We start from the raw sequence: 22426 nt of genomic DNA, 5'->3' as shown, positions 1-22426 counted from the left end.
AGCTGCGCCCCGCCGCGCGAACCAGCCGCACGGGGAAAACGCCTGCTCTTGCGCCTATCACGGTCCCGGCCATGAGATCGTCAAAAAACCTTTCGCGACGCCTTAAAGGCGGCGATTAATCGTTACGGCCTAGTCGGCGGCGTAACGGGAAGACGTCAACTGTCCCGAAATTCCGTTGGCTCGATTTTGACGGCCGCGTCGAGCGGCAATGATCGCGCCGCGGAATTCCGCAGCTTTCACCCTACATATCGATCGCCGCCGGGCGGCGCAAGCGCCGACTCGGCTATTCACTGAAAATTTTGTGAGAAAGAATGCCCCCCGGGGGTGCGACTTTCAGATAAGCTAACGATGCGTTAACGACGCTCTTTCAAAATCGGCGTTTGCCGGACCATTTAAGGACCGTTGTGAGGAGGACCGTTTTGCGCCGAGGGCCGCCATCTCTGCTCCTTTCAGCGGCCTTCGGGCTTCTTTTGGCCTGGCGCCTGCCCGAGCGGCCTGTTGCGGCTGAAGAGCACAAGGAAATCTCTGCGCTTGCCGCCCGCATCGAGGGCCTTTCCGATCGCTCCCGCCTCATCTTTGACCTTACCGGCTTGCCGCCGGTCGCGGCGCACCCGGTGGCAAATCCGCCGCGCATCATCGTCGATCTGCCCGAAACGCTTTTCCGCATGGAGGCGAACGCCGGCCTGTCGACGAGCGACAAACTCATAAAATCATATAGGTATGGCACGTTTGCGCCGGGGCGGTCGCGGGTCGTCATCGATCTCGCTGGCCCCGCGAAAATTCTCAAGGCGGACAGCGAAGTGGCCGTCGGGGGCCCGCGCCTCGTCATCGAGCTTGCGCCGACCAGCGCCGCTCACTTCGCCGCGACCGTCGCCGAACAGGCGCGGCCTCAGCCCTTTGATCCGCCGTCGCCTACGCCGCAGGCGGCGCAGTCGCCGACAGACAAACCCATGGTCGTCATCGATCCCGGTCACGGTGGCGTCGACATGGGCGCGACCGGCAAAAATGGGGAATTGGAAAAGGATGTGGTGATCGAGTTCGCGCGCGCTCTGCGGCATAAGATTGAAGACGCCGGCCGAGCGCGCGTCCTTTTGACTCGCGACCGAGACACGTTTCTCCCGCTTGCCGAGCGGGTCAGAATCGCCCGTGAAAACAATGCGTCGCTATTTATCTCCATTCACGCTGACACGCTCGCCGCGACAGCTGTCGAGGGGGCGACCGTCTACACGGTCTCCGAGCGGGCGTCGGATGCGGTAGCGGCGCGGATGGCGGAGAAGGAAAATCTCGCCGATCAGGCGGCCGGTCTTGAGAGCAAAGCGGAAGCCGAAGAAGTCGGCGACATATTGTTCGAACTGACGCGGCGCGAAACCCGCGCGTATAGCCGCCAGTTTTCGCATTCGCTGATCTCGTTCTGGAAGGAAGTCGGCGCGCTCAACAAGAATCCGAGCCGCTCCGCAGGCTTCGTCGTTCTCAAAGCCTTCGACGTGCCTTCAGTGCTGCTCGAACTAGGGTATCTCTCGAGCGACAAGGATCTCGTCCGGCTGACGTCGCAAGAGTGGCGCGAACGCGCAGCGCAGAAAACCGCCGACGCGATTGACGCTTATTTCAGCGCGCATAGCCGGGAAGCGCGGGCCCCCGCGGGCTCCCTGCGCCCACAATAAAACACAAAATTGGGGCAAACCCAGGCGCGTGAGACGCTCGGCCTTTCGAGCCGCAAGCGGTCTAAGGAGAAGCAGGCGCGGCGCTGCTGATAAGCCGCCTGTTCCGCGGCCAATTTCGCCAGCCGGCGACCTCCGCTACAAGGGCGCTGGGAACGGACGCTGGAAGTCGCCAAATGGTGTAATGAGCCAAACGGGGCCTTGTTAGAGGGGCGGCGCAAAAGGCGCGAGCGCTCACTATATCTGAGCCGGACGAACCGGCTGGCGCGCCGGATAGGCCCGTTCCGCAGCGTCGCGAAACGGAATTCGACATTGGAAACACGAGCCGACGCCCGGCGCCGGCTGCTCTAAGGGTGATATTTCATGCGAATGCTCGCAAGGTTTTTGGGCTTCGTCTTCGCGACCGCGACGATCGTCTTCCTTGTTGGATCGATCGCCGGGGCCGGGCTGATCTACTATTTCTCCAAAGACCTGCCGGACACCGAGCAGCTGCGAAACTACGAGCCGCCGGTGACGACGCGGCTTCACGCAGGCGACGGCTCCATCCTTGCCGAATATTCGCATGAACGCCGGCTGTTCCTGCCGAGCTCGGCGATTCCGCAAATGGTGAAGCAGGCGTTCATCTCCGCCGAAGACAAGAATTTTTACAACCACCTCGGCGTCGACCCCGAAGGCGTGATGCGCGCCGTGACGGTGCTCGCCCAGGGTGGCCGCCATGTGCAAGGCGCTTCGACCATCACTCAGCAGGTCGCTAAAAACTTCCTCGTCGGCAATGAGCGCTCGATCGAGCGCAAGATTCGCGAGGCGCTTGTCGCCTTCCGGATTGAAGCCGCCTACCCCAAGGACAAGATTCTCGAACTTTATTTAAACGAGATCTATCTCGGCCTTGGAAACTACGGCGTCGCCGCCGCCGCGCTCAACTACTTCAACAAATCGGTCAATGAGCTGACGCTCGCCGAGGCCGCTTACCTCGCCGCGCTTCCTAAGGCGCCGAGCAATTATCATCCGTTTCAGAATCGCGAGCGCGCCATTGAGCGCCGCAATTACGTCATCGATCGCCTGATCGCCGACGGCTATGTCACCGCCGAAGAAGGCGCGAAGGCGAAGGCCGAACCGCTCGGCGTCAATCCGCGCGTGCTCTCGCCCAACACTTATGTCGCCGGCTATTTCGCCGAAGAAGTGCGACGTCAGCTGCTGGAGCAATATAGCGAGAAGAAGCTTTACGAGGGCGGCCTCTCGGTTCGCACCACGCTCGATCCCAAGATGCAGGCGCTGACGCGCAAGGCCTTGGCCGACGGCCTCGTGCGCTTTGACGAAGCGCATGGCTTCCGCGGCGCGATGAACCACATCGACATCTCCTCCGACTGGGGCGTGACGCTCGCCGCAATCCCAGCGCTTGGCGACGTCAAGCCGTGGCGCCTCGCCGTGGTGCTCGACGTGAGCGGCGACTCGGCGCGCATCGGCCTTCAGCCGGCGCGCGAAAAATCCGGAGAAGTCGCTCGCGAACGCGAAACCGGCGCGCTAACCGCCGAAGGCATGCGCTGGACCGGCCGCGGTCCGCGAACGGCCTTGACCCCCGGCGACGTGATCTATGTCGAACCGCTCGCGGGACGCGCCGGCCAATATCGTCTGCGGCAAATTCCAGACATTTCTGGCGCCATGGTGGCGATGGACCCGCATACGGGCCGCGTCTTCTCAATGGTCGGCGGCTTCTCCTTCGACCAGTCGGAGTTCAATCGCGCGACGCAGGCGCTGCGTCAGCCCGGCTCTTCCTTCAAGCCCTTCGTCTATGCGACGGCGCTCGACAACGGCTACACGCCGTCTTCGTCGATTCTCGACGAACCAATCTCAATTCAGCAGGCTGACGGCACCTATTGGACGCCGGAGAATTTCGAAGGCGGCCACGGCACCGGCGCGCATCCGCTGCGCTACGGCGTTGAGCATTCGAAGAACATGATGACGGTGCGCCTAGCGAAAGACGTCGGCATGCCGCTCATCGCCGAATACGCCAAGCGCTTCGGCGTCTATGACGAGATGACGCCCTATCTCTCGATGGCGCTGGGCGCCGGCGAAACCACGCTTCTACGCATGGTCACCGGCTATTCGATGCTGGCGAATGGCGGCAAGCGCATCAAGCCGACGCTGATCGATCGAATTCAGGATCGCTGGGGCAAGACGCTCTACCGCCATGACGAGCGCCAATGCATCGGCTGCGATGCGGCGCAATGGGAAAACCAGCTCGAACCGAAGCTCATCGACAAGCGCGAACAAGTGCTCGATCCGCTGACCGCCTATCAGATCACGTCGATCATGGAAGGCGTCATCCAGCGCGGCACCGGCGTCTCAATCAGGGCCGTCGGCAAGCATCTCGCCGGCAAGACAGGCACGACGAACGAAGCCAAGGATCTCTGGTTCGTCGGCTTCTCGCCTGACCTCGCGGTTGGCGTCTTCATCGGCTACGACCGTCCGCGCTCGCTTGGCAGCCACGCACAGGCCGCGCAATTCGCCGCGCCGATCTTTCGCGATTTCATGATGGTCGCTTTGAAGGACAAGCCGGATACGCCGTTCCGCGTGCCGCCGGGGATCAAGCTCATTTCGGTCGACGTGCATTCCGGCCTGCGTTCTTCGGGAGCAGGCACGATTCTCGAAGCCTTCAAGCCGGGGACTGCGCCGCCTGACGCCTATTCCGCCGGCGGCGGCCCGCGTCAGCTCGACACGCCGAGTGACGTGGATCAGCAGGTCGGCAGCGGCACTGGCGGCCTTTACTGATCAAGACGCGGTGGGAAACCTTTGGTTTCCGTCAGCCGGCTTTATATCTCGAAGCGATGACCCTCAACGCCGAGACAAGTGCGCGCGTGACCCTGGAGACTGGGGCTGGCGTGGCGACCCTCACGCTGAATAGTCCCGCCACGCGCAACGCATTATCGCTTGCAATGATCGAGGCCATTTGGGGCGAACTCGACGCGATCGCCGGCCGCGACGACGTTCGCGCTGTTGTGCTGCAGGCGGAAGGGCCGGCTTTTTGCGCCGGCCACGATCTTAAAGAGCTGACGGCGCATCGCAACGATCCAGACCGCGGCCGCGCTTTCTTCGATGAGACGATGCGCGCATGCTCTGCGCTGATGCAGAAAATCGTGATGCTGCCTCAGCCGGTCATTGCGGCTGTTGACGAAATCGCTACGGCGGCCGGCTGCCAGCTTGTCGCCAGTTGCGATCTCGCCGTCGCAGGGCCACGTGCGCGCTTCTGCACGCCGGGCGTCGATATCGGCCTCTTCTGTTCGACGCCAGCCGTCGCCGTCTCGCGCAGCGTGGCGCCGAAACATGCGATGGAAATGCTGCTGACGGGCGTCCCTATCGGGGCCGAGGAAGCGCTGCGCATTGGCCTCGTCAACCGCATTTCGGCCGATGGCGCACGTAGTGGGGCTTTGGCGCTGGCGCGACTCATCGCCGGAAAATCTCCGCAAGCGATCCGCTTCGGAAAAAAGGCGTTCTATGAACAGCGAGAGATACCGCTCGCCGAAGCCTATGAACTAGCGAGCGCGGTGATGGTCGACAACATGCTCGCAGAAGACGCGAAGGAAGGCGTTGCCGCCTTTCTAGAAAAGCGTTCGCCCACTTGGACGGAAGAGTGAACGAAATCCAATAGGTAATATCAATCCTGAAAGGAAAGGAACCGCTGCGTTACAGTAGAGGAGCGATGACATGGTTGTCGGCCAGCTTGCATTAATCGCCGCAGCCATATTCTCTGGCGCGGCGCTCTACATCATTGTCGCCGAACAACCGGCGCGACTGCGTCTCGACGACGAAAATCTGCTTAGGCAATGGAAGCCGGCCTATAAACGCGGCTTCGCGATGCAGGCGCCGCTCGCGCTGATTGGAGGCATTCTCGGCGCCTTAGCATGGCTGCAAACCGGCCAATGGCTTTGGCTCGTCGGCGCCGCGCTCATCGTCGCCAACTGGCCTTATACGCTGCTGAAAATCATGCCCATCAACGAGCGCCTCTTGGCGATAGATTCGGGCCAAGCGGGACCGGAAAGCCGCGAACTGATCAAGACCTGGGCGCGGCTGCATGCCGTGCGCGCCGCTCTCGGCTGCGTTGCGACGCTTATCTTCCTTTGGGCCTCTCTCAACTAACCGGACGAGGCGCCGGGCGCTATTTCACGCATAATAACGTTATCGCGCGCAAGCCTCTGTCGGTCGGCGCGCATTTTGAGGGAGGCGAGAAATGTCCAGGTTGCGCAATCGGGCCCTGCATCTGGCGCTGCTCCTGGCGCTCGCCATCGCCTTCACGATCGCCGCCTTTCCGGCGCGCGCAAGCTGACAGGCAGATGGGGGGCGAGAAGACGGGTCAGACTGCTTCATGCGGGCGCAAGTCATCGCAGTAACTTTTTCAAATTTTTTTTGGAGGATGAAATGAATGCTTTGCATCTTTCGATCATGTTCGCCGTTGCGTGTTGCGTCTTTGCGCCTTTCGCGAAGGCGGATTTCACCGTCTGCAACAGAACGCCCGATCAAGTCACTGTCGCGGCGGCCTGGGTCAGTCCGAGCGGCGGATTCACTTCAGAAGGCTGGTGGAAGCTTCGCGCCTGCGGCGGCTGCGAGCGAGTCGTGCTGCGCAGCGAGACATCCGATCCGCACAATTATTTCTTCTATGCGCATGGCGGCGGCAGGGAATGGCGCGGCGACTCCTCCTTCTGCACGTCGCAAGGCGCGTTCAAGATCGGCGACGCCAAGCGGTGCATCTTCGGACGTCGCGGCGAGATGAAGGGCTTCGTTCACGTCACGAGCGGCAGCGGCAACCACACGCAGAGCCTCACCGGCCGCTCGAGCAGCGGGCGCGTATGCATCGATTAAGCGCTTCTACTCGCCGAGATAGCGAAGCGCCGCGGCGGCCGCGAATGGGCAGAGCGCGAGAGCGGCGAGCGTGATCGCGCAGAGAATCGCGAAGGGCGCATAGAAGGGAACGGTTCCGCCGCTCGCCGCCTCCGCGGCGGAGACGCCGAAGATCAGCACCGGAATGGTCAGCGGCAGGACGAGCAGCGCCATCAAGAGGCCGCCCCGCCGCACGGTGACGGTCGCCGCCGCGCCGATCGCGCCGATCAAAGTGAGCGCGGGCGTGCCGACGAGAAGCGTCGCGACGACGCCGACAAGCGCCATGCGCTCCTGTTGCAGCATCAGGCCCAGAAAGGGCGCAGCGAGAATAAGCGGCAGGCCCGTCGCCGCCCAATGAGCGGCGCATTTGACGAGCACAGCCAACTCAAGCGGCGTCTCGGCGAGGTGGAAAAGATCCAGCGAGCCATCCTCGGCGTCCGCCTGAAACAGCCGGTCGAGACAAAGCAGCGTCGCCAGCAACGCCGCAATCCACAGAATCGCCGGCCCGATGCGGGCGAGAAGATTCGGGTCCGGCCCCACGGCGAAGGGAACGATCGCGACAAGCGTCAGGAAGAAGACGACGCCCATTGCGCCTGAGCCGCCGATGCGGCGCGCCACGCGCCATTCGCGCAGGAAAAGAGCCGGCAGAGCGCTCACGAGGCACCGCCCAAAGCGAGCGATGACGCTTCATCGAGCCCCAGCGGCTCATGCGTCGCGGCGATGATGAGTCCGCCACTGGCGCAATGTTCGCGCATGGCGACGGCGAATTTCTCGCGCGAAGTTCGGTCGAGCGCCGTCAGCGGCTCATCGAGCAGCCAGAGCGGCCGGAAGGCGACGAGAAGGCGCGCGAGCGCCGCACGCCGCTTCTGGCCGGCGGAGAGCACGCCAATGGGCGCGGCGGCAATATGACCGAGCCCGACGATCGCGAGCGCGGCGTCGACCGTGCGGCTGCGCGGATCTGGCTTTTGAGCGAGATAGCGCAACCAGAAATCCAGGTTCTCCTCGACGGTCAACGCCGACTTCATTCCATCGCTATGGGCGAGATAATGCGCCTGCTGCGGCAACTCGACGTCGGGCGGCCCGCCGACGAGCGCAATAGAGCCGCCCGCGCAAGGCAGGAGCCCCGCCAACGCGCGCAGGAGCGTGGATTTCCCCGCGCCATTTGGGCCTGTCACGACCAGCGCCTGACCGGCGCAAAGCGAAAAGCTCTGCCGATCGAGTACAAGCCTGCCCCCGCGTGTGACGCAGAGATCGTCGACGCGAAGACGCATCGCGCCATCGGCCGGCGGCTCATCGAATTGGACATCGCGCGACATGGGCTACGGGATAAGGCCTTGCGATCGAATCCGCCAGCCTCGGCGGCCTCAGCCGCGGGCCGGAAGCTTCTGGCCCCTGCCCGCCGCCCCGCTGGCGCTGACGGGGCGGGAATGCTAAGCAGCCGGATCATTCCTCGGGCGCTTGGGGCCCAGGTTTTTCGCTCATAGCGCGCGGCGCGCCCGTTATTCAGGGACTGCGGAATAAGTGACGAAGCATAAAAGCTTAGAGGATTATGCGGCAAGGCGATTCCGTTTCGCTGGCAACGCTTTGCTGGAATTCAGCGATCCGTTTTTCGCTCAGATCGACAGGCTGCGGGCCGATTTCGAAGCGCAGGGTAAGCGTTTCGTCAGCTTCGCGAACTACGACTATCTCGGCCTGGCGAATCATCCTCGGATTCGCGAGGAGGCGAAGCGTGAGATCGATGGCCTCGGCATTGGCGCGCTCGCCTCGCGGCTGGTCGGCGGCGAGCGCACGACGCACAAGCCGTTCGAGGCGGAAATCGCCGAATTTCTTGGCATGGAGAGCGCGCTGACGCTCGTCTCGGGTTATCTCTCCAATGTGACGACGATCGCTTGGCTGATGAGCGGCAAGAATGACGCGATCTTCATCGACGAGCTCGCCCATAACAGCATCGTCGCCGGCGCCGACGGCGCGCCGGCGCATGTCGTCAAGTTCCGCCACAACGACTTCGATCATCTCGATCATCTGCTGGCGCGCCATCGCGAAGAATATCGCAACGTCTTGATCGTCGTCGAAGGCGTCTACAGCATGGATGGCGATACCGCCGACCTGCCGCGACTTCTCGCAATCAAAGAGAAATACAAGGTCTGGCTACTCGTCGATGAAGCGCATTCACTCGGCGTCCTGGGCGCGACGGGGCGCGGCCTCGCCGAACATCAAGGAGTCGATGCGGATCGGATCGACCTCATCGTCGGCACGATGTCGAAGACGCTCGCGTCCTGCGGCGGCTATGTCTGCGGGAAGAAGCAGGTCATCGACTGGTTCCGCTACACGCTGCCGGGCTTCGTTTACAGCGTCGGCCTGTCGCCGGTCATTCTCGCCGCCGCGCGCACCGCGTTGCGGCTGATGCAGGAGGAGACCTGGCGCATCGCCAAGCTCGCGAGCAACGCCGAGCTCTTCCGCACGGTCGCGCATGAGGCGGGATTCTCGACGGGGCCGGCGATCGGCCGCGGCGTCGTGCCGATCCTCTTCTCGAGCGACGTCGAGACGATGTGGGCGTCTCAACATTTGCTGGAGAACGGCTATTACGTGCCGCCGGTGGTGCGCATCGGCGTGCCGAAGGACGGGCCGAGACTGCGCTTCTTCTTCTCCGCCAATCATAGCGAAGCGGAGATCCGCGGCGTCATCCAGACGCTGCGCGACATGCCGCCGGTGACGGAAGAGGCGCATCAGATCGTCGCCGCCGCGATGGCGGGGGGCTGAAATTTCCCTCTCCGCGTCACTTTGACGCTTTCGATTAATGGCCTGCTGCCGCTAGGACTTGCATATGGCGCAGATCGAGATTCTTCCGGTCGACGGCCTTTCGCGCTTTGCGACCTTTTGCAAGCTGCCGCGGCTGCTCTATGCCGGCGCGCCAGGCTTTGCGCCGCCGCTGGACGTCCAGTGTTGGACGGTCTTCGCGCATAAGCTCAACCCGCACTACAAATTCGTTGAAGAGCAAAAATTTCTCGCCCGCCGCGACGGCCAGTGGGTCGGACGCATCATGGCGCAGGTCTATAAGCCCGGGGTGACGCCGGTCGGCGCCTCCAATGCGCAGTTCGGCGCGCTCGACGCCGTCGACGATATAGAGGTCATTCGCGCGCTGACGCAGGCCGCCGAGGATTGGTTGCGGGCCAAGGGCGCTGAGCGGATCAACGGACCGTTCTCGCCTTCGATCAACAGAGAGTGCGGCGTGCTCGTTGAGGGCTTTAACGCCACGCCAATGTTTTACATGCCCTGGCATCCGCCCTATCTCTCGCGTCATATCGAGGCGCTGGGTTATGAGAAGGCGCAAGACCTCCTGTCCTATCGCTTCGAAATCTCAAGCGACGAAGTCGAAAAGCCGGCGCGCATTTCGACGCGCCGCGAATGGCGCGATCGCTTAAAGCTCAGGCCATTGAACATGAAGGCATTGAAGAAGGGCGAAACCGCTCTGATGGCGGAACTGTTCAACGACGGCTGGAGCGGCAATTGGGGTTTCGTGCCCTTCACCAAGGAAGAATTCGATTCAGACGCCGACGCGCTGCAATTTCTCGTCACCGAGGATTTCGGCATTGTCGTCGAACTTGACGGCGCGCCGCAGTCTTTCGCAATCGCGCTTCCCAATCTCAACGAAATTCTCGCTGATCTCAACGGCCGGCTGTTCCCGTTCGGCTGGCTACGCGCGATTTTGCGATACCGCTCGCATCAGTTCAAATCGGCGCGGCTGCTGCTTCTCGGCACGCGCAAGACGCTGCAGAAAAGCGCGACCGGCGGCGCGATTTTTCTTGCGCTGATTGAGGAGATGCGGCGGCGCTGGGCCAAGTTCGCCGTTCCGCATCTTGAAGCCGGCTGGGTGTTGGAGAGCAACGCCGACATGCGCCGGCCGATCGAAATGTTCGGCGGCAAGGTCGACAAGATACATCGCATCTATGAAAAGCGCCTCACAGTCGGCGGCGGCGGCGAGGCTTTGCGTATGCGCGACGGCGTAACGGCAACTCAGCTACAGGGTGCAACGTCATGAACGGCATTTCAGTCACCGCCAATGGCGCCGACCGCACGCATGTCGAGCGGCGCAAGCTGATCCTCGAAAAATATCCGCAAGTGCGCGAGCTCTTCGGCAAGGACCCCGTAACCTTCAAGATTACGGCGGCGATTTTCGTCGGTCAGCTCGCGATCGCCGCGATCTTGGGTTCGCTCGGCCTCTCCTATTGGTGGCTGTCGCTCTTGATGGCGATCTGCGTCGGCGCCTTCGCCAATCACGCCAATTTCGTCATCATCCATGACGCGATTCACAATTGCGTCTTCGACAGCCCGCTCGCGAATAAATGGACGGCGATCCTCGCGGATCTGCCCAACGCCTTTCCGACGGCGATGGGCTTTCGCTGCTATCACATCAAGCATCATTCGCATTTGTCGGCCTATGACTATGACGCCGACATTCCAAGCCGCTGGGAAGTCGAATGGGTCGGCAATAGCGCATGGCGCAAGGCGGTCTGGCTCTTCTTCTTCCCGGCCATTCAGCTTGCGCGCCTGTCGCGCCTGAAAGGCACGGTGCCGATCTGGGGAACCTGGACCTACGTCAATATCGGCGTCATCGCCCTTTTCGATCTCTTCGTGCTCTGGGCTTTCGGGTGGAACGCCCTGCTCTATCTCTTCTTCTCCTTCTGGTTCTCGGTCGGCGGCCTGCATCCCTTGAGCGCGCGCTGGCTGCAAGAGCATTTCGCCTTCGGCCCGGACCAGGGGACGTTCGATTACTATGGTCCGCTGAATAAGCTCGCGCTCAATATCGGCTACCACAACGAGCATCACGATTTTCACGAGATCCCGTGGAACCGCTTGCCGGAGCTGAAAGCGATGGCGCCCGAGTTCTATGACGATTTGCGCTGCCATCGCTCCTGGTTCGCGCTGCTCGCGACATTCATCTTCGATCCGACCTATTCGCTTGGAACGCGGTCGGAAAATGTGACGCAGGCCGCGCGCGAAGCGCCCGTTATAGCGCCGGCGGAGTGAGCCATGATGCAGGACGCAAAAGCCCAGGCGCTCGACGCTTCGCCCCGTCTCTTCGAGAGCGATCTCCTCGATAAGCTGTCCCGCGTGCATCACCTTACGCCGGTGATCATCTATTGCCCGATCATTCTCGGACTGTTGATCTATTCGCTCACGATCAACAGCCTGACGCTCGTCCTAGTTGGCCTCGTGATCGGTTATCTCGGCTGGACGCTCACCGAATATTTCGGCCACCGCTATCTTTTCCATACGGTGTTTGCGCTGCCCTTCGGGCTCGGGCCGCGCTTCCAGTTCCTCATTCACGGCGTGCATCATATCTATCCCAATGATCCGCTGCGGCTTGTCATGCCGCCGCTGCTCTCGGGACCGATCATGCTGATCGCGCTGGTTTGCGCTCGGCTGATCTTCGGCGCGACATTCGCTTGGCCGGTACTCGCCGGCTTCATCGCAGGCTATGTGATCTATGATTGCGTGCATTACTGGACGCATCACGGCCAGCCGAAAACCGACTTTGGCCGCATGGTGAAGCGCCTGCACATGCTGCACCACTTCCGCGACGCCGAGAAAGGCTTCGGCGTTCACGCGATCTGGTGGGATTATGTGTTCGGCACCGCCTATCAGAAGGGCGACACGCCCGGCACGCGCGCGGTGTGACGAGAAGAATTAGCATGGGAAGCCCCTCGTGCTTCGAGACGCCTGCTACGCAGGCTCCTCAGCATGAGGGGCTTTTTTTTGTTGCAAGAAGTTAGGCCTCATCCTGAGGAGCGAGCGAAGCTCGCGTCTCGAAGGACGAGGCCGCCTTTCAAGGTTCCAGAGTCACCCCTGCCCGGTTCTTGCAAACCAGTCGTCTTCGCTGATCACTTCGATCCCAAGCTCCGCCGCCTTCTTGAGCTTCGAACCCGCGCCGGGTCCGGCGACCACGAGATCGGTCTTCTTCGACACCGACGCCGCGACATGCGCGCCGAAACGCTCGGCCTGCGCCTTCGCTTCGTCACGCGTGAGCCGCTCAAGCGCACCGGTGAACACCACAGTCTTGCCCGCGACAGGCGACGTAGACGCCACGGCGGGCATGGGCTCCAAAGTGATCTCCTTTAAGAGCGCGTCGATTTCGCGCTCATTGTGCGGTTCGGCGAAAAAGTCATGCAGCGCCTCTGCCACGACGGGTCCGACGCCATCGATCGAATCGATTCGCGCGCGCGCCTCGCCGCCGGGCTCCGCCACACTCGCCGTCTCGCGCAACGATTCGAAGTCGCCGAAATGGCGCGCCAGCCGGCGCGCATTGGTCTCGCCGACATGGCGAACGCCAAGCGCATAGATGAAGCGATTGATCGGAACTCTTCGACGCGCCTCGATCGCCGCAAAAAGATTGCGCACCGAGGTCTCGCCATAGCCCTCACGTTCGGCGAGTCGCGGCGACATATGCGCCTCGCGCGCGGGCAGCGTGAAAATGTCGGACGCGGTCTTGATCATTCCTTCGTCGAAGAAAAATTCGATCTGCTTATCGCCCAGCCCTTCGATATCCATGGCGTTGCGCGAAGCAAAATGTTTCAACCTTTCGATCGCCTGCGCCGGACAGACGAGCGATCCCGTGCAGCGGCGCACGACATCCGCTTCGCCGGTCTTTTCGTCGATCTCGCGCAGCGCCGCCGAGCCGCAGCGCGGACATATATGCGGAAACTCGTATGGCTTGGCGCCGTGCGGGCGCTTCTCCTTCACCACCTCGACGATTTGCGGAATGACATCACCCGCGCGCTGCACGACGACCGTGTCGCCGATGCGAATGTCCTTGCGCGCGATCTCATCCTCATTGTGCAGCGTGGCGTTCTGCACCACGACGCCGCCGACCGTGACCGGCTCAAGCCGCGCGACCGGGGTCAGCGCGCCGGTACGCCCAACCTGAATCTCGATGCCGCGCAATATTGTCGTCGCGCGTTCGGCCGGGAATTTGCGCGCGACCGCCCAACGGGGCGCGCGGGAGACAAATCCGAGGCGCTCTTGCAGCGCGATGTCGTTGACCTTGTAAACGACGCCGTCGATGTCATAGCCGAGCGTCGCGCGCTGCGCTTCGATCGCTTGGTAATGCGCCAGCATGTCTTCCGCGCTGTCGCAGAGCGTCGTTAATGGATTGACGGGCAGCCCATAGCGGCGCAGCGCTTCAAGCACGCCCATCTGCGTTTCCGAGGGAAGCATGGAGGCCTCGCCCCAGCCGTAGGCGAAGAAGTGCAGCGGCCGCGATGCGGTGATCTTGGGATCGAGTTGCCGCAGCGAACCGGCGGCGGCGTTGCGCGGATTGGCGAAGAGAGTCTTGCCGGACTCTTTTTGCCGCGCATTGAGCGCAGCGAAGTCCTTGTGCGTCATATAGACTTCGCCGCGCACTTCAAGGACATTCGAATGATCTCCATCCAGCCGCTGCGGAATCTCGCCGACGGTGCGAACGTTGGCGGTGACGTCTTCGCCCTCATAGCCGTCGCCCCGGGTCGCCGCCTGCACGAGATGGCCCTTCTCATAGCGCAGCGAACAGGAAAGCCCGTCGATCTTCGGCTCAAAGGTGAAGCGCAGCGAACCGTCGCGTAGACCAAGGAAACGGCGCACGCGCGCGACAAAATCCTCGAGTTCTTCATCCGAAAATACGTTGCCGATCGAAAGCATCGGCACGGCGTGCTTCACTTTGGCGAATTTTTCTGAAGGTTTCGCGCCGACTTTCTTCGTTAGCGACTGCGCCGTGGCGAGTTCGGGGAAGGCTTTCTCCAACTCCTCGTAACGAAAACGCAGCGCGTCATATTCGGCGTCAGAGACGGTCGGCGCGTCTTCTTGATAATAACGGCGATCGTGCGCCGAAATCTCCTTGTGCAGCCGCGCATGTTCGGCGCGGGCTTCGGAAAGAGAATGTTCGGAAGGCGACTTCGTCATTATGTCAGTCTATCCGCTCGCGCATAAGACGCGTCATTTTCTTAAAGTGTCGAGAGCTTGTTCCAACCGATCGCTACCCCAAAATAGTCCCTCTTTCGCAAAAAAGCTCGGCGCGCCGAATACGCCCCGGCTCTTGGCCTCATCCGTGCGCGTTCTAAGCAATTGCTTCACTGGGTCGCCATTCGCACGATTGAAAATCGCCTCTTCATCGAGAGAAAGGCTTCGCAAAATCTCCTTCAGAACGGAAGGGTTCGATATGTCGAGATCAAAGGAAAAATTGGCGCGATAAACGGACCGAACGAAGGCGGGAAGCTTCTCCGACTCGTCCAACGCCGTTGCGATCCGAGAGGCCAAAAGACCGTTACGCGGAAAGACGCTCGGCCTGCGCCATGCGATGCCCTTGCGTTGGCAGAGACGCTCTACGTCGCGCCACATATAGGCGCCTTTGGCTGGATAGAGATTAAAGGGCGAATCTCGCCATCCCTGTTCGACAAAAATCGGTCCGAGAAGAAAGGGTCACCATACGACCTCGACGCCCGCAGCGCTTGCCTTATCCTCGATCTCTTCGGCGGCGATATAAGAATAGGTGCTTGCGAACTCGAACCAGAATTCGAGCTTCGGCGTCATCGCGCTAGGCGGCTTCCGGCGCGGCCCCGACGAGGCGGCGGGCGTCCCGAGAGCTAATCGGCCGGCCGAAGGCGTAGCCCTGCGCGTATCCGCAGCCGAGCTGATAAAGCTCGATCGCGTCGGCTTCTGTTTCCGCGCCTTCGGCGACGACATCCAGGCCGAGGTCCTGAGCCAGCGCGACAATCGAGCGCAAAATGACGGGCCGCGCGCCCTTGCCGGACTGTTTGATGAAGGAACGGTCGATTTTAATCGTGTCGAAGGGGAAGCGCTGCAAATAGGCAAGCGAAGAATAGCCGGCGCCGAAATCGTCAAGGCAAAGGCCCGCGCCGATCTCCTTGATGCGCGTTAGCATCTGAACGGCATATTCGGGATTTTCCATCACCAGGCTCTCACTCATTTCCAGCTTCAAGCTTCCCTTGATGATGTCGTTGCGCATCAACACGCTTTTGACGTCGCGCAAAAGGTCATGGCGCAAAAGCTGCCGCGACGAAATGTTTACGGAGGCGAAAATCGGCGGATCTACCGCGAGCGCGCGCTGCCAGGCCGCGAGTTCGCGCGCGGTCCGCTCCAACGCAAGAAGTCCAAGGTCGATGATCAGCCCGGTCTGCTCGGCGACGGGGATGAATTCGGAAGGCTCAAGCCGACCCAGTCGCAAATGGTCCCATCGCAGCAGCGCCTCGAAGCCGGCGATGGTGCGATCCTCGAGTCGAACAATCGGCTGGAAGAATACTTTGATCTCTCTCCGCTCCAGCGCCCGGCGCAGATCGGCTTCAAGAGTGAGCCGGTCGGAACGCTGCGTGCGCATCGCCGGACGAAAGACTTCAATGCGGTTGCCGCCGGAGCGCTTGGCGTAGCGCATGGCGATTTCGGCGTTCTCCAACATGTCGCGGGCGCCGGGATGGACCTGCTGATCGTGAAGCGCGATGCCGATCGACGCGAAAAGCGCAATTTCACAATCGGTGAAGCGCACTGGAGTTGAAAGCGATCGGCGAACCGAGTCGGCGACCGAGATGACATGATCCGCGTTCGTCTCCGAAACCAGGATGATTGCGAATGTATCGCCGGAAAGCCGCGCCAGAGTGTCTTGAGGCTGCAGCAGTTTCGTAAGGCGATGCGCGACGGTGAGCAGAATGCTGTCGCCCATGGCCATGCCGACCTGCTCATTGATCTGCTTGAAGCGGTCAATGTCGATGACGAGGACCGTGGGGCGCACATCCTTTTCTATGCGCGCGAGAACCAGGGCGGCCTCCAGCCGGTCGAAGAACAATTCACGGTTCGGCAGGCCAGTGAGATTGTCGTGCACGGCGTCATGCAGCAGACGCTCCTGTGCGTTGCGTTCGTCCGTCACGTCATTGAGCGTGCCGACGACGCGGATCACTTCGCCGTCTGGCCCCACGACCGGCCGCGCCCGCAGCCGATAGCAGAGATAGTGGCCGTCCGCCGCGCGCAGGCGGAACTCCTGGTTAATGCGGCCGCGCCGCTGCTCGAGAATGGCGTCGAGACAGGCGCGATAGCGATCCTGCTCGAAGGGGTGCAGCAGATCGAGCCAAGAGGAGGCGGCGCCTTCGAGCCCGCCGCGATCGAGGCCGAGCGCAGCTTCGGCTTCCGGGCTGACGTAAATGTGGTCCGAGGGAACGTCCCAGTCGAACACGATCTCATTGGCGCCAGTGAGCGCGAGGGCTTTGCGCTCGACGTCGCTGATCGCCCCGTGAGAGAGCCCCCCGGCGGCGAAGGCGTTCTGCATCACGGTGAAGCCAATCAGCATCACGATGAGCACCAGGCCGCCGACAAGAGCAGGAGATACAAGGTCGTTGGTGATCCAGCCGGCGACGGCAAATCCCGCCGTCGCCACCCAAACGGCCAGCAGGAACCACGTCGGGATCAGCATGATGGCCCGGTCGAACCCGTGCGTCGCAAGATAGAGGATCAGCACGAAGCCGACGACGGCGACGGTCGCGAGCGAGATGCGCGCAACGCCGGCCGCGACCGGGGCGTCGAACACCGCAAGGGCGACGAGATTCAAAAGGATCAAGAGCCACAGCGCCGCGACATGCCAGGCGCGAACATGCCAACGGTTGAGGTTCAGATAGGCGAAGAGAAAGACGACGAGCGTCGCGGAGAGGACGGTTTCTGCGCCGGCGCGCCAGATCCTGTTGGCGTTGACGTCGAAGCCGAAGATTTTGTCCCAGAAGCCGAAGTCGATGCACACATAGGCGAGCACCGCCCAGGCGAGCGCCGCCGCCGCCGGGAAGATGACGGCGCCCTTCACCACGAAGACGATCGTCAGAAACAGCGCCAGCAGACCGGCGATGCCGATGACAATGCCCTTGTACAACGTCAGGCTCGTCACCTTGTCCTTATAGGCCGAGGGCTCCCAGAGATAGAGCTGCGGCAGGTTGGGCGTACGAAGTTCCGCGACATAGGTGACCGTCGTTCCCGGGTCGAGCGTCAGCCGAAAAACGTCGGCGTCGGAGGCGTCCTCAACCTCCGGGGGAAAGCCCTGGCTGGCCGTGATGGCCGTAATGCGCGCCGAACCGAGATCCGGCCAGATGACGCCCGAGCCCTGCAACCGGTAGTGCGGCGCGACGATGAGGCGTTCGATCTGCTCGTCCGTGTCGTTGGTGAGCGCGAAAACGATCCAGTTCGGTTGGCTGCCGGCCTCCTTCGCGCCAACCTCGATACGGCGGACGATGCCGTCGGAGCCCGGCGCAGTCGAAACTTGCAGTCGGTCGCCCTGCGAAGAATGCTTCTCCACCACACCGGTGAGATCGATCGCCCGGGCGCCCTGCGGCACCCGTACCGACTCCATGGCGACGGCCTGAGCGGATACGACGAACAAAAAGAGAGCGATCAGATATTTTTTCAGGCGCACGAATTCTCTTCTCGATGCCGCAGGCCCGGAGAACGCGTCTTGCGCGGCCAATGCCGGGCGCCTAGCGCGTAGGCTGTCATCGCCGATCTCCGATGGCCAACTGGTAGAGGCTTCGACCCCGGCCCGCAAGCCGATTCGCCAAGCTTTGCAATACCGGTATGTTCCTTGCGTCGCTGCGTTTCTTGGCCGCGCTTGCGGAGCGCCAGCGGCGCCAATATACGCTGCTTGAGGGCCACTGTCGCAATCTACAGGCGCATGGCGGTTTTTTTGCGGTAGGCCACCCGCGAAATTCTGGGAAAACGGGAACTGATTGGATGCGAAGCGCTCTCGGCGGACCGCGCCTTCTGTTGCGCCGACTCCGCGAAATCAGCGCGGAGCCGATCAGCGCGCAGGCGCGGCTCGACAAGATCGTGGTCCAGATCGCCGCGAACATGGTCGCGGAAGTTTGTTCCGTTTATGTGCTGCGCGCCGACCAGCGCTTGGAGCTTTACGCGACTGAGGGCCTCAACCGCGAAGCCGTCCATTTAACCACGATGCATGCGGGCGAGGGTCTCGTCGGCCTCATCGCCAAAAGCGCCGAGCCTGTCGCCCTTTCCGAAGCGCAAGATCACCCCGCATTCTCCTATAAGCCTGAGACCGGCGAAGAGGCCTATCACTCGTTCCTCGGCGTGCCGATCCTGCGCGGCGGCAATACGCTCGGCGTGCTCGTCGTCCAGAACAAGGTGCGCCGCGTCTATTCGGAAGAAGAGATCGAAGCGCTGCAAACGACGGCGATGCTGCTCGCTGAGCTCATCGCCTCCGGCGAATTGCAGGCGATCGAAGATCCGCGCGACCTTGCTCTCTACCGTCCGGCATCGCTCCGGGGCGCGCCAATGGCCGAAGGCGTCGGCCTCGGGCACGTGCTGCTGCACGAACCGCGCGTCGTCATCAAGCAGCTCGTCGCCGAGGACATGCCAACCGAGCTCGCCAGGCTCGAGCATGCGATCGACGCGATGCGACAGTCGATCGACGAACTCGTCGCGCATAGCGACCGAATCGCCGCCGGCGAGCCGCGAGAAGTCCTCGAAACCGTGCGCATGGTCGCTTATGACCGCGGCTGGGTGCGCCGTCTGCGCGAAGCGGTGATGACCGGCCTGACGGCGGAGGCGGCGGTCGAGCGCGTTCAGAACGACGCCCGCGCGCGCATGCAGCGTCAGACCGACCCGTATCTTCGCGACCGCCTGCACGATCTCGACGACATCGCCAACCGGCTGCTGCATCAGCTGACGGGTCAGAGCTATGTCGCCGATCGCGACAGCGTGCCGGAAAACGCCATCATCGTCGCGCGAACGATGGGACCGGCCGCGCTGCTCGATTATGACCCCAAGCGGCTACGCGGACTGGTGCTGGAGGAAGGCGGCCCGACGAGCCATGTGGCGATCGTTGCGCGGGCGCTCGGCATCGCCACGGTGGGGCTCGTTCCCGGCCTGATTGACATCGTCGAGACCGGCGATCCGATCATTGTCGACGGCACCACCGGCGAAGTGCACATTCGGCCGCAGCCAGACGTGCAGAGCGCCTATGCCGAAAAAGCGCGGCTGCGGGCGCGTCGCCAGGAGCAATACGCCAAGCTCCGTGACGTGCCGGCAATCACCAAGGACGGCGTCGAAATCTCTCTGCACATGAACGCCGGCCTCGCGATCGACATGCCGCATTTGCATGAGACCGGCGCACGGTCGATCGGATTATTCCGCACTGAGCTGCAATTCATGCTCGCCCCGCGGTTTCCGCGCATGGACGAACAATATCGCTTGTACAAAGCCGTGCTGGACGCGGCGCCAGATAAACCGATCACCTTTCGCACGCTCGATATCGGCTCCGACAAGATCCTTCCCTATATGGCGAAGATCGAAGAGGAGAATCCCGCGCTCGGTTGGCGCGCAATCCGCATCGGGCTCGACCGGCCGGGCCTCTTGCGGATGCAACTGCGCGCAATGCTGAAGGCAGGCGCCCATCGCGATCTGCGGATCATGTTTCCGATGATCGCCAATGTCGCCGAATTCGACGCGGCGAAGTCGATCGCCCTACGCGAACTCGAACATATCAAACGTCATCGTCATCAGCCGCCAAAGCGCCTCGAGCTCGGCGCCATGGTGGAAGTGCCATCGCTGCTGTGGGAAATCGATCTCATTGCCAAACGCGCGGATTTCCTGTCGGTCGGCTCTAACGACCTCGTGCAATACATGTACGCGGCGGATCGCGACAACACGCGCGTTTCGAAACGCTATGACAATCTCTCGCCGCCAGTGCTGCGCGCGCTTGAACGCATCGTCGCGGCCGGCGCGCGGCACAACGCGCCAGTGACGCTCTGCGGCGAAATGGGCGGGCGCCCGCTTGAGGCGCTGGCGCTGCTCGCCATCGGCTATCGCTCGCTGTCGATGGCGGCCTCCGCCATCGGTCCGGTGAAGACGATGATCCTCAATCTCAATCTCGAAGAGGCGCAGGTTTATCTCGCATCGCTACTCGCTTCCGATGACGGCAGCGCTTCGGTGCGGGAGCAATTGCGCGATTATGCGATCGCGCGCGGCGTGCCTTTGTAGCGGGGCTGTCTTTCTTCGCGCCGCCGCCCTTACTACTTCTCAAGAAACTTCCATGTTCGCTCAAGACAAACTCGACCTCATCCTGCGCCGTTATGACGAAATCGGCGACAAACTCGCCATCGGCGCCGACGGACAGGCCTTCGTCGCGCTATCGCGCGAACGCGCATCGCTCGACGACGTCGTCGAAAGGATCCGCGCCTACCGCGCGGCGCAAAAGGAAGCCGACGATCTTTCCGCCATGCTCGCCGACGCCTCAATCGACGCCGACATGCGCGCGCTTGCCGAAAGCGAGACGGACGCCGCGCGCGAACGTCTGGAAGCGGCGGAAAGTGCGCTGCGACTTGCGCTTCTCCCCAAGGACGAGGCGGATGAGAAGGGCGTCATTCTCGAAGTGCGCGCCGGCACAGGCGGCGACGAGGCGGCGCTTTTCGCCGGCGATCTTTTCCGCGCCTATCAGAAATATGCCGCGCTCAAGGGCTGGCGCGTCGAAATCGTATCCGAAAGCCCCGGCGCGCTCGGCGGGTTCAAAGAAATCGTCGCCGAAATCGTCGGCCGGGGCGTCTATGGACGGCTGAAATTCGAATCGGGCGTGCATCGTGTCCAGCGCGTGCCGGAAACCGAGACGCAGGGACGCATCCATACGTCGGCCGCAACCGTGGCGGTGTTGCCACAAGCCGAGGACGTCGACGTCGTCATCGACGACAAGGACCTGCAGATCGATACAATGCGCTCGCAGGGCGCCGGCGGCCAGCACGTCAACAAGACCGAGTCCGCGATCCGCATCACCCATATTCCGTCGGGCATCGTGGTGATGATGCAGGAAGAGCGCTCTCAGCATCGCAACAAGGCGAAGGCTATGAGCGTGCTCCGATCGCGTCTTTACGACGCGGAGCGACAAAGGCTCGACAGGGAGCGCTCGGAGGACCGCAAGCAGCAGGTCGGCTCAGGCGACCGCTCGGAGCGCATCCGCACCTATAATTTTCCGCAGGGGCGCGTCACCGACCATCGCATCAATCTCACGCTTTATAAGCTCGATCGCGTCATGGAAGGCGAGTTCGACGAGGTCATCGATGCGCTGACGACAGACCGCCAGCAAAAGCTGCTCGCACAAAGCGAAGCGTAAACGCGCCCTGTGCGCCGGCGCACGAACATCGTGAGAGTCTCTCCCTAAAGTGTAGATGCTCGCAACGTGAGTATCGCCAAATTGAGGAGAGAGCCATGTCCATGTTGAAAAAGTTCGTTTCTATGAGCCTCGCCGCCGCCATCATGGTCGGAGCGACGGCAAGCGCCACCCCCGCGTTCGCCTGGTCCAAATGGCATCACGGCTATGGCTGGGCGCCTTTCGCTGTAGGCGGGGCCTTGGCTTTGGGCGCGATGGCGGCGGCCGCGAGCGGCCCGGATTGCTATTACGAGCGCCGTCCGATCTTCAATCGCTGGGGCGACGTGATCGGCTATCGCTCAGTGCCCGTGTGCTAACGCAACATATCCAAATGTCAGAAAAGGCCGGCGCGCGCCGGCCTTTTTCATTCACAAACGAGCGCGGCTCACCAGTCGTAATCGAAAAACTGGCCGATCTCATTGTAGCGCTGCGGATCTTGCAGCGTGAAATCCTGTTGCTCAAGAAAGTAATTATCGTTGGCGTAACGATTGGGCCCCAGATTTCCCTGCGCGGCTGAACCCGCGCCGTCGTCGAGCCAGTCTTTGCCGGTCGTGAGGTTATGCGGCAGCGCAATTGGAAAATCGTCGCCCTGCGCCGCAGTGACCTGGCCGGTCGCGACGGGCTTGCGCCGTTCCGCGAAAGCCTGGCTCGAAGCAAGCGCGCAAATGAGGGCGAGGCCCAGCGTCAGTTTAAAAGAATTACGCATTTTGGAACTCCCTTTCCG

At 62.2% G+C, this 22426-nt stretch carries 18 protein-coding genes; 12 read left to right on the top strand and 6 right to left on the bottom strand.

The features are described from left to right. The first annotated feature begins 419 nt into the window (after positions 1-419). From FEV16_RS01980 to FEV16_RS01960, 5 genes are all read left to right on the top strand, one after another. A complete protein-coding gene (locus FEV16_RS01980; RefSeq protein ID WP_246657122.1) occupies positions 420-1661 on the top strand; it encodes an N-acetylmuramoyl-L-alanine amidase in 1242 nt (413 codons plus the stop codon). Between the two features lie 360 nt (positions 1662-2021). Next, positions 2022-4427 carry a penicillin-binding protein 1A gene (locus FEV16_RS01975; RefSeq protein WP_138165924.1) on the top strand — a complete coding sequence of 802 codons (2406 nt, stop codon included), beginning with the start codon at positions 2022-2024 and terminating at the stop codon, positions 4425-4427. A gap of 56 nt (positions 4428-4483) precedes the next feature. Beyond that, complete coding sequence (locus FEV16_RS01970; protein ID WP_138165923.1) at positions 4484-5290, top strand: enoyl-CoA hydratase; 807 nt, start codon at positions 4484-4486, stop codon at positions 5288-5290. Positions 5291-5360: 70 nt separating this feature from the next. Then, a complete protein-coding gene (locus FEV16_RS01965; RefSeq protein ID WP_138165922.1) occupies positions 5361-5792 on the top strand; it encodes a DUF1772 domain-containing protein in 432 nt (143 codons plus the stop codon). 279 nt (positions 5793-6071) lie between these two features. Then, the gene (locus FEV16_RS01960) at positions 6072-6512 is read left to right on the top strand and encodes a DUF1036 domain-containing protein (RefSeq protein ID WP_138165921.1); all 441 of its coding nucleotides are present in this window, start codon (positions 6072-6074) and stop codon (positions 6510-6512) included. 6 nt (positions 6513-6518) lie between these two features. Here FEV16_RS01960 and ccmB read toward each other — a convergent pair whose 3' ends face one another. After that, positions 6519-7187 carry a heme exporter protein CcmB gene (ccmB, locus tag FEV16_RS01955; RefSeq protein WP_246657121.1) on the bottom strand — a complete coding sequence of 223 codons (669 nt, stop codon included), beginning with the start codon at positions 7185-7187 and terminating at the stop codon, positions 6519-6521. Next, on the bottom strand, positions 7184-7801 hold the full coding sequence (gene ccmA / locus FEV16_RS01950) for a heme ABC exporter ATP-binding protein CcmA (protein ID WP_138166439.1): 618 nt from the start codon (positions 7799-7801) through the stop codon (positions 7184-7186). The genes ccmB and ccmA overlap by 4 nt, the downstream gene beginning before the upstream one ends. Before the next feature lie 250 nt (positions 7802-8051). Between ccmA and FEV16_RS01945 the strand changes: the two genes are divergently transcribed. The 4 genes from FEV16_RS01945 to FEV16_RS01930 all read left to right on the top strand — a co-directional run bounded on the left by FEV16_RS01945 (position 8052) and on the right by FEV16_RS01930 (position 12209). After that, a complete protein-coding gene (locus tag FEV16_RS01945; protein WP_138165919.1) occupies positions 8052-9290 on the top strand; it encodes an aminotransferase class I/II-fold pyridoxal phosphate-dependent enzyme in 1239 nt (412 codons plus the stop codon). Between the two features lie 64 nt (positions 9291-9354). Continuing rightward, positions 9355-10569 carry a hypothetical protein gene (locus FEV16_RS01940; RefSeq protein WP_138165918.1) on the top strand — a complete coding sequence of 405 codons (1215 nt, stop codon included), beginning with the start codon at positions 9355-9357 and terminating at the stop codon, positions 10567-10569. Next, entirely contained in the window at positions 10566-11558 is a 993-nt protein-coding gene (locus FEV16_RS01935; RefSeq protein ID WP_138165917.1) for a fatty acid desaturase, read from the top strand. The genes FEV16_RS01940 and FEV16_RS01935 overlap by 4 nt, the downstream gene beginning before the upstream one ends. 3 nt (positions 11559-11561) lie before the next feature. Then, positions 11562-12209, top strand: coding sequence for a sterol desaturase family protein (locus FEV16_RS01930; RefSeq protein ID WP_138165916.1), 648 nt, complete (start codon positions 11562-11564; stop codon positions 12207-12209). A gap of 162 nt (positions 12210-12371) precedes the next feature. On the opposite strand, the gene ligA is transcribed toward FEV16_RS01930, so the two are convergent. The 3 genes from ligA to FEV16_RS01915 form a co-directional block, all read right to left on the bottom strand. After that, positions 12372-14465: an NAD-dependent DNA ligase LigA gene (gene ligA, locus FEV16_RS01925; protein WP_138165915.1), complete on the bottom strand. Its 2094-nt coding sequence runs from the start codon at positions 14463-14465 to the stop codon at positions 12372-12374. Positions 14466-14498: 33 nt separating this feature from the next. Then, on the bottom strand, positions 14499-14963 hold the full coding sequence (locus FEV16_RS01920; protein WP_348639966.1) for a 2-hydroxychromene-2-carboxylate isomerase: 465 nt from the start codon (positions 14961-14963) through the stop codon (positions 14499-14501). A gap of 133 nt (positions 14964-15096) precedes the next feature. Further along, a complete protein-coding gene (locus tag FEV16_RS01915) occupies positions 15097-17964 on the bottom strand; it encodes an EAL domain-containing protein (RefSeq protein ID WP_138165914.1) in 2868 nt (955 codons plus the stop codon). 314 nt (positions 17965-18278) lie between these two features. Between FEV16_RS01915 and ptsP the strand changes: the two genes are divergently transcribed. The 3 genes from ptsP (at position 18279) to FEV16_RS01900 (ending at position 22019) form a co-directional block, all read left to right on the top strand. Continuing rightward, positions 18279-20543, top strand: a complete 2265-nt coding sequence (ptsP, locus tag FEV16_RS01910) for a phosphoenolpyruvate--protein phosphotransferase (RefSeq protein ID WP_138165913.1) — start codon at positions 18279-18281, stop codon at positions 20541-20543. 52 nt (positions 20544-20595) lie between these two features. Continuing rightward, positions 20596-21666, top strand: a complete 1071-nt coding sequence (gene prfA, locus FEV16_RS01905) for a peptide chain release factor 1 (RefSeq protein ID WP_138165912.1) — start codon at positions 20596-20598, stop codon at positions 21664-21666. A gap of 95 nt (positions 21667-21761) precedes the next feature. After that, a complete protein-coding gene (locus tag FEV16_RS01900) occupies positions 21762-22019 on the top strand; it encodes a hypothetical protein (RefSeq protein WP_138165911.1) in 258 nt (85 codons plus the stop codon). A 68-nt stretch (positions 22020-22087) separates the two neighbouring features. Here FEV16_RS01900 and FEV16_RS01895 read toward each other — a convergent pair whose 3' ends face one another. Next, positions 22088-22408, bottom strand: coding sequence for a cellulose-binding protein (locus FEV16_RS01895; RefSeq protein ID WP_138165910.1), 321 nt, complete (start codon positions 22406-22408; stop codon positions 22088-22090). Between the last annotated feature and the right edge of the window lie 18 nt (positions 22409-22426).

It is taken from the genome of Methylocystis sp. B8 (assembly GCF_005771425.1).
GTDB lineage: Bacteria > Pseudomonadota > Alphaproteobacteria > Rhizobiales > Beijerinckiaceae > Methylocystis.
The sequence above is the reverse complement of the archived record's forward strand: the minus strand, read 5'-3'. Positions and strand labels throughout refer to the sequence as shown.